The organism is Shewanella avicenniae (assembly GCF_017354945.1).
Classification (GTDB): Bacteria; Pseudomonadota; Gammaproteobacteria; order Enterobacterales; family Shewanellaceae; genus Shewanella; species Shewanella avicenniae.
In genome coordinates this window covers 4076292-4088008 of record NZ_CP071503.1, presented here as the reverse complement: position 1 = coordinate 4088008, position 11717 = coordinate 4076292, and the positions used below count along the sequence as shown (strand labels likewise).

Below are 11717 nucleotides of genomic sequence, written 5' to 3'. Positions count from 1 at the left end.
ACGTTTTTGTAGTTAACAGCTGCTTATTTTTTTGGGCGGAACGGTTTCATCACCGCTTCGTTGCATTCTAAATAAGGGCCTTCCATCAAATCGATGCAGTAAGGAATAGCAGGGAATACGGCATCCAAACATTCGCGGATCGATTTTGGTTTACCGGGAAGGTTAACAATCAGCGTATCTGCACGTAATCCGGCAGTCTGACGCGACAATATCGCGGTTGGCACGTACTGCAGCGACACTTGGCGCATCAGTTCGCCAAAGCCTGGCATCATCCGATCACACACAGCTTCAGTGGCTTCTGGGGTGACATCGCGTTTCGCCGGGCCAGTACCGCCCGTGGTGACCACCAAGCTGCAGCCCTCTTCATCGGCCATGCGGATCAAGGTCGCTTCAATCACGTCACGCTCATCGGGGATTACTTGGTAAACCGGTTCCCACTCGCTGGTGAGGTAATCATTGAGGGTATCGATAATTGCCTTGCCCGACAGATCTTCATAGACACCGGCACTGGCGCGGTCGCTGACGGTGACAATCCCGATTTTGGCTTTTCCCATGCTCTACTCCACAATCTTATTTCGGCAGTGTAAAGGCGTCACGATACCATAATCGTTGCTAAAGAGCCTGTTTGACGTGTTGCTCAAAGCGGGGAATTAGGCCGGCGATACCCCAATATCGGCGAACAGCACGCGGTTGCGACCTTGCTCTTTGGCTTGATAAAGCGTGCAGTCTGCTCGATGCATCATGGTGGCCAGTGGTTCGTGACGATGTACCGCTTCGGTCACGCCCATGCTGGCCGTTTTACGGCCAACGGTGGGAAAGTCGTACTGATTAATCGCTTGCTGCAGCTTATGCGCCACGGTTAAGGCTTCGCCGCCGCTGGTGTTGGGTAAAATGATGACAAACTCTTCACCGCCAAAACGGCCAACATGATCTTGTTTACGCACGTTATTTTCTAACAGACGGGCGAAATGCTGTAACACAATATCACCTGCTTCATGGCCAAATTCATCGTTCACCGACTTAAAGTGGTCGATATCAATCATGATCAATGACATCGCTTGGTGAACATTTGCGGCTTGTTTTTCTTGGGTAAACAGCGTCGCCATTTTTTGCCGATTCCACAGTTGAGTCAGTGGATCGCGGCTTGCCAATAACGCTAATTCCATCTGCTTTTGGTAGAGGTTGTAATGCACCTTCTCCAGCACTAACGCGCTCACAAAGCCAAAACTGAAGGCGGAAAACAGCCACATTAAATGCAACTGCACAAACGCTGCGGGCAGTTGAGAGGTGAACATTGGAATCGAAATCACCAAGCAACTACAGGCGGCAGAGACCAGCGCATGGCGCAAGCGTAACCCTGAAATGGCAAAGGTCCACATGATGCTGAGATAGATTTCTGGCGAGAAATAACTGAATAAGCCAGCATCGAAGTTAAGGTAAATATTGACACTGTTCGCCGCAATCGGCGCCAGCACTAGCAACCACAACATGGCACGATGATGGCGCGGAAAATGAGTTAAAATGCCTACGCTGGCCATAGTGGCGGGCACCAGCATGCCATGCAGTAAAAAGCGTTTGACGTGGTAATCGGGCAGGACATGGTATTCAGCGACGCTGTAAATCAGATACAGCATAGTGGTGACCAGCGCGATGTAGCGGATTTGCGGCAGCTTGGCGTGCAGATACCAGCTGTTAAAATCCGCAGGCTGCTGCGGCATAGCGGTATCTCGGTGCAGTTTGTCGAATATGCTTTTTAGGGTCACCGTTAGCTTCTCAAATAGAGTGGCTGGCATCGCTCGCCATCGCAGCTTGCTGTTATTGTGTTGACTTAGCCATTCCCTGCGAAAATGCGCACGTCCCTGTTTAATTATTAAACTATCATATCGGCAGTTTGCGGCCGAGTATATGGCTGTTTGTGTTGTCGCTCAGGAGCTGCAGTATCGGGGCAATTACGGCGTCTTGGTCACAATTCGCCGCGCTTGCCAAAAGGTATCGCGCCAATACGGACTATTGAGTGATGACACGGTGACGCCTTCGCTGGTGGATGCATGCATGAAATTGTTATTACTCAGATAAATCCCCACATGACGACTACGCCAGCCGGTTTTAAAGAAGACTAAATCACCGCTGAGCAATTGAGATAACGGCACCGCTTGCCCTTGAGTCGCTTGTGCTTCGGTGGTGCGGGGTAAGCTGATATTGGCCAGTTGTTGGTAAGTTAGCTGCACAAAGGCCGAGCAATCGATACCGCGTTTGCTGCTGCCGCCAAAGCGATAGGGCACGCCACGCCACTGTTGTTCAATAGCCGCCAATGCCTGCACTGCAACAGGTGAGGGAGCGGCCTGCGTGCTGGCTACGGCGACTGGTTCGGGTTTGCTACTGCAGCCGGTTAACCCCAGCAGACAACAGCTCAGTAGTAATCCCCAAATCCGACGTCCCATAACCTTTACCCCCGAATGACTTCTGCTTCAGGCTAGCAGTTCAACCGGGTTTTGAACAGAATCAATGGCTTGTAAGCCATCAATCGCTTGCGACATGTGAATTGAATTTCGCGGCAATAAAAAAGGCCGCCAAAGCGACCTTTTTAATCAATTCAATTGGTTATCTCATAGTAACGAATTCTTCAGCGCCAGTCGGATGAATCGCGACCACTGAGTCGAAATCGGCTTTGGTTGCGCCCATCTTGATGGCCACGCCAAAGCCTTGCAGGATTTCATCCATGCCAAAGCCGATGCCATGAATCCCGACCACTTTTTCCTCTTCACCTACGCAGACCAACTTCATTTTGCAAGGTTGGCGATGGGAGGTCACCGCGGTGTACATTGCAGTAAAGCTTGAGGTGTAGACTTTGACTTTGTCTTCACCGAAGCGGGCTTTGGCTTCTGGCTCAGATAAGCCCATGGTGCCGATGGGGGGATGGCTAAAGACCACCGTTGGAATGTTCTGATAATCCATTTTGGCGTTGCTCATGCCGTTGAATAGACGTTCAGACAGTAGACGCCCAGCCTTGACTGCCACTGGGGTAAGCTCAACGCCACCTGCCATAATATCACCCACGCAATATACGCCTGCGGCGGTGGTATTTTGCTGCGCATCGGTGATGATGTAGCCGCGTTCGTCACGTTCTACCGCGGTATTTTCAAGGCCAATGTTGTCAGTTGATGGCTGACGGCCAATCGCCCAAATCAGGCAATCCACATCATATTGCTGATCATTTTCGAGTGTCAGCGTCAGGCTGCCATCTGCATTTTTGATGACCGATTTAGGTACGCTGTTGGTGTGTAGTGTTGGGCCATCGGCAGCCATTGCTTCAACCAAAGTTTCGTACAACATAGGATCAAAGTTACGCAGAGGCGCATGTTTGCGTACAAACAGGTGGGTTTCGCTGCCGAGTGCATGCAACACGCCGGCGATTTCGACCGCGATATACCCAGCGCCTAAAACAGCCACGCGTTTCGGTTGCTCGTTGAGGGCAAAAAAGCCATCAGAGTCGATACCGTATTCGGCTCCCGGAATATTGGGGATGGTCGGCGCACCGCCGGTGGCGATCAGAATATGGTCGGCGCTGTATTGCTCGCCATTCACTTCAATGGTGTTATTCGCGACGAAACGACCATAGCCGTTGACCACAGTGACTTTGTTGTTGCTCAGACCGCGTTCATAAGAGCCATGAATGCGCTCAATGTAGGCTTCGCGGCTGTTGACTAAGGTTTGCCAATCAAACTTATTGATGCTGACATCAAACCCATAATCGGCGGCATAAAGTTTCATCGCCTCCGCAATATGAGCGCCATACCACATCACTTTTTTCGGCACGCAACCCACGTTGACACAAGTGCCACCGAGTTGCTTGGCTTCTATCAAAAGTACCTTTGCGCCGCGCATAGCTGCGCGGTTGGCGGAAGCGATACCACCACTTCCTGCGCCAAGGCAGATATAGTCAAAATGCTGTGCCATGTTCTACTCCATTACTTTGGGGTGGGCTAAGGTGGGCAACCAATGCGGGCAGCAAATGTGGCTCACATCAGCCGGTTAATGTGAGCCATTGTAGGGAGAATTGGCACACCTTGCCAGCCTTGCCCCCTCGCCAGCAACAGCCGGTTACAATCCACAGCGCGCATGGTCGCCTGCCGCAGGACCCGCGGCAGAACATTTAAGGCATTGCCATTGCTGCCGGTATTGTTGCAGCTCCTCAGTGAGATATTCCACCAGTCGAGAGCCAGATTTTAGCCGTTTACGCAGTTCACTCATGCGGCTATTGAGCCAGCGACAACTCGGATCATCGGCAATGGCTGCCGTTGGGCTAGAACGAGGTGGCTTATATTTCGGCGCATTCACTTTGACCGGGTTAACCTTGGCTTCTTTGGCACGGTATTCCAGCGCGGGCGCATAGTTTTGTGGCATGGGCAACGGCTTGCCATCGGCATCAAGTGCTTGATCTTGAGCTTGTTTGAGCGGCGTGTTGTTAGTTAACGGCGAGGTTTTTTCAGCGCTAGTTGCTCCGCTAAATGTGGTCAGCAGCAAGCAGGCTGCTAGGATTGCGATACGTGGTGACATTCCTTGTCCTCCTAAACCGCCACGATCCTGTGGCTTTAGCAAGTGTAGGTGGAGGACGGCGAGCGCGCCAACTAGAAGTCGTAGGCTAAGGCAAGGCCTGTGAAGGTTTGCTGCTGTTCACACTGATTGCCTTGTTCATGTTGGATATCGTTCATCGCAATCGTGCGGCTCACATGCCAAGACAGGCTAACCTTAGGCGATAGCGCCAGCTCAGTGATCAGTCCAAACTGCAGGTTGTTGCTGCCGTTATGCTCGGCGGTAGCAAAGCCAAAATCCCAGCCTTGCATCAGGTATGGATGCAGGCTGATGGCGTCATTCACCGCCCAATTGCCGACAAGTGACAGCTCAACAAAAGCGCCATCGGCTTCGGTTGAATAGGTGTAGAGCAGTGACGGGGTGAGCCATTCAAATGCTTGATAGTCGATTGCAAGCGCCAGTTCGTTATCGTGACAGCGTTCCTCTCCAAAAAACTCCAGTCGCGTATAGCTGCCTGTCAGCAGCCAATCCCCCAGTTGCTGCTGATAGCCGATGCCGATATTAAACTCGACAAAGTCTTCACTGCTGGCAACGCCTTGGCTTTCAAACAGCACCAAAGCGCCATTTTGGTAATCGATGCCGCTCCAAACGATGCCACCTCTGGGCAGGTTGTCACGACCTTCTGAGATATAGCGGCTTTCCCAATCAAGGTAAGTGCTAGTATTTGGTTCGGCCCAGCTATTCCATGCCATGACGCATAACAACAGACTTAACCATCGACAACGCATTTGATCAGTCTCAAATCTAAATAAGAATAAACCGCATTATCGATAATATTTTAGGCGTAATACGCTAACTCGGTGGCACTTTTGCAATTTGCGCTGAAAAAGTCGCCAGATTCTTTGCAATTTGTGACGCAATTAACCTTGTCTGAGGGGGCATAGGTGAAATCTGTTACGGCAATCGTGTGGAATACCTTGATAACTCCGCCAATAGCCCTTATCTATAACGGCATATCCGCATTACAACGCGCAAGGAACCAGCATGACTAATCCACTTCTAAGCACTCATGAGTTGCCGCCATTTTCGCAATTAAAAGCTGAACATATTCAGCCTGCGGTTGAGCATGCGATTGCCAACTGCCGCAGTAAAATCGATGAGGTATTGGCCTGTGGTGGTCCATACAGCTGGGACAATCTGGTAGCACCGTTAGAGCAAGTTGATGATGAATTAAGTCAAATCTGGTCGCCGGTGTCGCACATGAACTCAGTGGTGAGCAATGACAGCTGGCGCGCGGCGCATGATGCGTGTTTGCCGCTGTTATCGGAATACGGCACTTACGTTGGGCAACATCAAGGTTTGTATCAAGCCTACAAATCGCTGCACGAATCTGACAGTTTTGCCAGCTTAAGCAAGCCGCAGCAAACCGTGATTGAACATGCGCTGCGTGACTTTGAATTGTCGGGTATTGGCCTCGAAGATAGTCAAAAACTGCGTTATGGCGAAATTGTAAAACGCTTATCTGAACTGACCAGCAAGTTTGCCAACCAAGTGCTGGATGCGACCCACGCGTGGCACAAGCTGGTTACCGATGAAGCGGAGCTGAAAGGCTTGCCAGAATCAGCGGTAGCGACTGCCAAAGCGATGGCAGAAGCCAAAGAGAAAGAGGGCTGGTTATTCACTCTTGATATCCCATCGTATCTGCCAGTGATGATGTACAGCGATAATCGCGCGCTGCGTGAAGAGCTGTATCGTGCCTACTGCACCCGTGCCTCGGAGCAAGGGCCAAATGCTGGCGAGTTTGATAACTCACCGGTGATTGATGAAATTCTGGCGCTGCGCCATGAGTTAGCGCAACTGCTGGGTTTTGATACCTACGCAGACAAATCACTCGCCACCAAAATGGCGGAAACCCCAGCGCAGGTGATCGCCTTTTTGAATGAACTCGCGTTACGCTCCAAACCGCAAGCCAAAGCAGAATTAGCCGAGCTGAAAGCATTCGCCAAACAGCATTATGATGTGGATGAGTTAGCCGCGTGGGATATTTCGTTCTATGCCGAAAAACTCAAGCAACACACCTACGAAATCTCTCAAGAAGAGCTGCGCCCTTACTTTCCAGAAGATCGAGTGCTGAACGGCTTGTTCTACACTGTTAAACGTCTGTTCGGCATGCGCGTTGAAGAGCAACAAACCTTTGATGCATGGCACAAAGATGTGCGCTTCTTCCATATCATCGATGAAGCCGGCACTCATCGCGGCAGTTTCTTCCTTGATCTATACGCGCGTGAAGGCAAACGTGGCGGCGCTTGGATGGACGTTTGCCGTAGCCGCCGTCAAACCGCAAATGGCCTACAAAAGCCGGTGGCGTATTTGACCTGTAACTTCAACCGCCCGGTAGGCGACAAGCCGGCGCTGTTTACCCATGATGAAGTAACCACCCTGTTCCACGAATTTGGCCACGGCATTCATCATATGCTGACCTTGATTGATGTGGATGGCGTATCTGGCATCAGCGGTGTGGCTTGGGATGCGGTCGAGCTGCCAAGCCAATTTATGGAAAACTGGTGTTGGTCAGAGGAAGCCTTGGCAGAGATTTCTGGCCACTATGAGAGTGGTGAGCCACTGCCAAAAGCGATGCTGGATAAGATGCTCGCGGCGAAAAACTTCCAATCGGGCATGGCGATGGTACGCCAACTTGAGTTCTCGCTGTTTGATTTCCGTCTGCATCATGAATATGACCCAGCGGCAGGTGCAAGAGTACAGCAAGTGCTCGATGAAGTGCGTCAGCAAGTGGCGGTACTGATCCCGCCTGCGTTTAACCGTTTCCAAAACGGCTTTACCCACATCTTTGCTGGTGGCTATGCCGCAGGTTATTACAGCTATAAATGGGCTGAAGTACTATCGGCCGATGCTTTCGCTCGCTTTGAAGAAGAGGGCATTTTCAACGAGCAGACTGGGCGTGACTTCCTGCATAACATTCTGGAAAAGGGCGGTTCCGAAGAGCCAATGACCCTGTTTATTAACTTCCGTGGCCGCGAACCGAATATCGATGCCTTGCTGCGCCACTCAGGAATTGCCGCTTAAAACCTCGCTCTTTACCCATAATCACGGCGGCTGCACAATGCAGCCGCCGTTGTTTTATGCGACTAACGTGTAAGTGCCTCAAACTGGTTAAACCAGTACAACATGCAAAGTGATTCTTTAGCAGCTTGATTAGCAACCGCTGCATCATCTATTTGCCGCTCGCCACACGAGTATGGCGCACAGATAACAGGGACCGACGATTCAATGAACCTCTATTTTCGCTTGCTGTGGTTGTTTGTATGGCGCTTACGGCATATCACCCAGATAGGCTTTTTAGACACGAGCCGCATGGCTTATCGGGTGTGGCCGAGCGATTGCGACATCAATTTGCATCTCACCAATGCCCGCTATCCGGCGCTGATGGATATTGGTCGCACCTATATGCTGGCAGAAATGCAGCAGCTCAAGCCGCTACTTAAACTCAAATGGTTACCGGTGGTGAATGCCTCTGAATTTACCTTTGTTAAAGATATCAAGCCATTGCAGAAGTTTTGGCTGGAAACTCGCGTGCTCGGTTGGGACGATAAATACTTCTATATTGAACAGCGTTTTGTTAGCGACCGTGGTCTGCATGCCATCGCCAACGTACGAGGCTTGTTTATGTGTAAACGGCGCAAAATTACTACCGAAGAGCTGATTGCACAGGTGGGTTTTAGCGGTGAGGCACCGATGTTGCCGCCATCGGTGCAGGAATGGAAGGCGATGTTACAGCGTAAAAAGGATGAAAATATTGTTTAAGATTGCGGCTGAATACCGCTGTGTAACTCTGATTGCACTTGTTCGATTTCCTCTTTTACCAAGCTCCATGAGCCTCTGAGTTCCGCTTGCTGGCGGTAACGGTTCAACTCAAAAAACTCCATCAGGCGGATTTCCTTCGGCAAGCTATAAAGCGCTGGGATCAGCGCGCAATCGGCCATGGTAAAGCCATTGCCACACAACCAATGCTGTTGCCTGAGGTGTTTTTCTAACTCGTTGAGCACGATTTTGAGCTGCTTTTGCTGTTGTCTGATAATCAGAGGTTGCTGCAGATGTTCAGGCAAGTGCAGATGTTTTTCCATTTCGTACAGGGTGCGGTAGAGCTGATTATCAATCAGCCGGTCGAGCATGCGATTACGCAGATTGCGCGCAGGCTCTGGAGGACATAGCTGAGTACCTGCGGGGATCTTCTGTTCAACATACTCAATAATGCTGCTGGAATCAGGAATTTCGAGGCCATCTTTGGTTACCAACAACGGCAGTGAGCATAATGGGTAACAGTCGGCAAAGCTGCGCCGCTCCAGCGGGTCGTGAAGATGAATAATGCGTGGGAAAAAATTAGCCTGCTTTTCATATAACGCAATCAGTACCTTTTGACTGGATCGTGACAGCGGATTGTAAAAAAGCTCCATATACTACGGCTCCTAAAAGGACAGCTTCTTAACTGTAGTTCCGCAGGCGCTTATTGGGCAAAATTCTCCTGCAAAAACTTCAGTAATACGCCAATGCGTTGAGGCGTGTTTTCGCCAAATCTATGCATTGCGTAAAGCTGTCTTGCGGCTAGATGATAACTGGGTAATACCGCCACTAAGCGGCCTGTTGCAAGCTCCTCGGTGCATAGGTAATCGGGTAAACAGGCGATGCCCAATCCCTGTTCAGTTAAGCTTTTGAGCGCTACCACACTGTTGCAACTGGCAAACGGGGTTAGTCTCAAACGATATTGTTGGCCTGTGCTATCGGTCAATTGCCAGCTGCTCGGCAATTGACTGGCGTTGGCCGCTAACCAATGAAACTGCGGCAAACTATCGGGATGCAGCGGTTTACCATGGGCGGCAAGATATTCGGCACTGGCCACTAACACCGGCTGAACCTGACCTAATGGCAGTGCCGCTTCCGCCACTGGATTTTCAGCGATGATGATGCGCACATCCGGCTGCAAATCTTGGGCGGCGCCATTGTGCTGCTCTAAGGTTAGCGTGAGCTGCAACTTGGGATATTGGCGATGAAATGCGCCAATCAGCGGCATAAATTTCGCTGTCGCCCATGCCTCTGGCAAGGCTAACCGGATATTGCCGTACAGCTGATCATCTGCTGGCATTACTGCCTGCTGTGCTTGTTTGGCCATTTGGGTCAGTTCAGCACAGTGATAATAAAAATCTCGGCCTGCTTGGGTGAGCGCTAAGCTTCGGGTCGTACGCTCAAGCAGCTGTTGCTCTAGCGTGGTTTCGAGATTTTTCAGATGCTGGCTCACCATGGAGCGACTAATGTCCAATTGTTGTGCCGCTCCCGTCAGCGACCCTTGTTCAACAACGTTAGCAAATACCAGCATGCGGTACAGATGTGTGGCGTCCATAGCTTCACCGCTTGTTTAATGATGTTAACCAAAAACCTAAGTTAAGCATCAATTAGTTATTTGGGCTATTTTTGAAGAGAAAAGTTCATTGTTATCGCCCATGCCCCGTTTGAGAAGAGAGGGAGTTCATGATGAAACTGGAAGCGTTTGATGACATATATGCCCGCGCCTGTGAACGTAAGGGCGGTGAAGCGCATTTAGAAAGTTTGCTGCCGCAAAGCTTGAGCAGTGATGAGATTATGCAGTACAGCGACGCTGAGTTGTTGTCGGCGATGAGTATGCAGGTGTTTCAAAGCGGCTTTGTGTGGAAGGTGGTGGAAGCCAAATGGCCAGCCTACCAAAAAGCATTTTTTGATTTCGAGCCGAGCAAGGTGATGCTGCTGTCGCCGGAGCAACTGCAACAGCGTGCCGAAGATCCGCAGTTAATCCGCCATTTAGCCAAGACGCAAGCGATCTACGATAACGCGCTGATGATCCGCGACATTATGCAGGACCATGGCAGTTTAGCACGCTACATTGCACTGTGGCCGACCGAAGAGATCACCGGACTGTGGCAAGCGTTGAAGCGCCAAGGCAGCCGACTCGGTGGTAATACAGGGCCTTACTTTCTACGGCGTATCGGCAAAGATACCTTTTTGCTGACAGAAGATATCAAAGGCTATCTGTTGGTGCATAAGCTGGTGGATGCTGGCTTTAGCTCAAAAACTGGCTTGGCACAGGTGCAAGCGGCATTTAACCATTGGCAGCAAAGCAGTGGCCGCAGCATGGCAGAAATCTCGCGCATTATCGCCTGTAGTGTAGGTGATAACCGCTTGTAGCCGTTGGTGTTGTCGCGCTTATGTCATGGCGGCAGCACGCGACTAACAAAAAATAAGCAAAATTGGTAAAAAGTGGTTGCAAACACAAATGAGAATGATTATCGTTAGTTTGCGTTCCAAAACTCATCTCCTAACGAAGGTATGCACAACCGTTAACTCGTTATGGTGTTCCTGAGTTTGCATAGCACGACATTGCTCACACACTCTTTGCGCCGATGAATCTCATCGGCGTTTTTTTTTATCTTTTTTGGACAGAACATGGCGAAGCGTTGGCTTTATCCTGCCGATGTTTGCTGAATTTTGCAGCTCTGCACATTTAGCGACAACAAATCCAGCCTGTCTCGCGCGGGTTAATTCCGCTATGCTGTCGTCCTCATTTTTGTATCAGTGATTTGTTAAGGTGAGTTGTTTGAACACTTATCAATTTTCTCGGCAGCATTTTGCCAGTTTTCTGCTGGCGCCGTTGTTGCTGTGGTTATTTAGTTCGATTGCGTGGGTACAGTTGGCGCTTGATTCTGTGCCAGACAGTTTGCGTGGTAAGGCGCTGTTTTTAGTGGCGGCAGCGCTTGCGGCTTTGGGTTGGCTATTTGTGCGCTTTTTCAAGTTTGTCAGCGCGCCGAAACTAATTGTGCTGGATTTTGTCGCGCAGCAGCTCAGCATTGAGAATAAGCAGTATGGGTTTGAGCAACTGAAATACTGCCTGATCACCCAAAACAACAAAGCGTTTAAAATTGAGCTAGAGCTGTTGGGTAAAGCGGCTTATGCCAGTCAGATGATGGTGAAATCGCCGCAGCTGTATGATTTACAAGGTGATGCAGCGGCATTGAAGGCGGCTGTTGCCGAGTTCGACATGATTGAGTTGCATATGCAAGGGCAGTTGAAAGCAGCGTAATAGCCGCTGGTCAAGCTGATGCGCGATGCGCTTTTGCGGTGATTTGTAAAGAATGGCGCAA

12 protein-coding genes are annotated in these 11717 nt (G+C 50.4%); 4 read left to right on the top strand and 8 right to left on the bottom strand.

The window, feature by feature from the left end; genetic code table 11:
* Nucleotides 1-23 precede the first annotated feature (23 nt).
* The 6 genes from mog to JYB87_RS18095 all read right to left on the bottom strand — a co-directional run bounded on the left by mog (nt 24) and on the right by JYB87_RS18095 (nt 5321).
* Nucleotides 24-554: a molybdopterin adenylyltransferase gene (mog, locus tag JYB87_RS18120; protein WP_207354817.1), complete on the bottom strand. Its 531-nt coding sequence runs from the start codon at nt 552-554 to the stop codon at nt 24-26.
* A 96-nt stretch (nt 555-650) separates the two neighbouring features.
* Nucleotides 651-1793, bottom strand: a complete 1143-nt coding sequence (locus tag JYB87_RS18115) for a GGDEF domain-containing protein (protein WP_207354816.1) — start codon at nt 1791-1793, stop codon at nt 651-653.
* Between the two features lie 156 nt (nt 1794-1949).
* A complete protein-coding gene (locus JYB87_RS18110) occupies nt 1950-2441 on the bottom strand; it encodes a C40 family peptidase (RefSeq protein ID WP_207354815.1) in 492 nt (163 codons plus the stop codon).
* A 160-nt stretch (nt 2442-2601) separates the two neighbouring features.
* Nucleotides 2602-3957: a glutathione-disulfide reductase gene (gene gorA / locus JYB87_RS18105; protein ID WP_207354814.1), complete on the bottom strand. Its 1356-nt coding sequence runs from the start codon at nt 3955-3957 to the stop codon at nt 2602-2604.
* 144 nt (nt 3958-4101) lie between these two features.
* Entirely contained in the window at nt 4102-4557 is a 456-nt protein-coding gene (locus JYB87_RS18100; protein ID WP_207354813.1) for a hypothetical protein, read from the bottom strand.
* 71 nt (nt 4558-4628) lie between these two features.
* Nucleotides 4629-5321: a hypothetical protein gene (locus JYB87_RS18095; protein WP_207354812.1), complete on the bottom strand. Its 693-nt coding sequence runs from the start codon at nt 5319-5321 to the stop codon at nt 4629-4631.
* Between the two features lie 256 nt (nt 5322-5577).
* On the opposite strand from JYB87_RS18095, the gene prlC reads away from it, so the two are divergent.
* Nucleotides 5578-7617 carry an oligopeptidase A gene (prlC, locus tag JYB87_RS18090; protein WP_207354811.1) on the top strand — a complete coding sequence of 680 codons (2040 nt, stop codon included), beginning with the start codon at nt 5578-5580 and terminating at the stop codon, nt 7615-7617.
* A gap of 204 nt (nt 7618-7821) precedes the next feature.
* Complete coding sequence (locus JYB87_RS18085) at nt 7822-8355, top strand: thioesterase family protein (protein ID WP_207354810.1); 534 nt, start codon at nt 7822-7824, stop codon at nt 8353-8355.
* Here JYB87_RS18085 and JYB87_RS18080 read toward each other — a convergent pair.
* Together JYB87_RS18080 and JYB87_RS18075 are read right to left on the bottom strand one after the other, a co-directional pair.
* Nucleotides 8352-9005, bottom strand: a complete 654-nt coding sequence (locus tag JYB87_RS18080; protein WP_207354809.1) for a glutathione S-transferase family protein — start codon at nt 9003-9005, stop codon at nt 8352-8354. The genes JYB87_RS18085 and JYB87_RS18080 overlap by 4 nt on opposite strands.
* Before the next feature lie 50 nt (nt 9006-9055).
* Nucleotides 9056-9946 carry a LysR family transcriptional regulator gene (locus JYB87_RS18075; RefSeq protein ID WP_207354808.1) on the bottom strand — a complete coding sequence of 297 codons (891 nt, stop codon included), beginning with the start codon at nt 9944-9946 and terminating at the stop codon, nt 9056-9058.
* Between the two features lie 128 nt (nt 9947-10074).
* Between JYB87_RS18075 and JYB87_RS18070 the strand changes: the two genes are divergently transcribed.
* Entirely contained in the window at nt 10075-10764 is a 690-nt protein-coding gene (locus JYB87_RS18070; protein ID WP_207354807.1) for a DNA-3-methyladenine glycosylase I, read from the top strand.
* Between the two features lie 409 nt (nt 10765-11173).
* Nucleotides 11174-11656, top strand: a complete 483-nt coding sequence (locus JYB87_RS18065) for a hypothetical protein (protein WP_207354806.1) — start codon at nt 11174-11176, stop codon at nt 11654-11656.
* Nucleotides 11657-11717 lie beyond the last annotated feature (61 nt).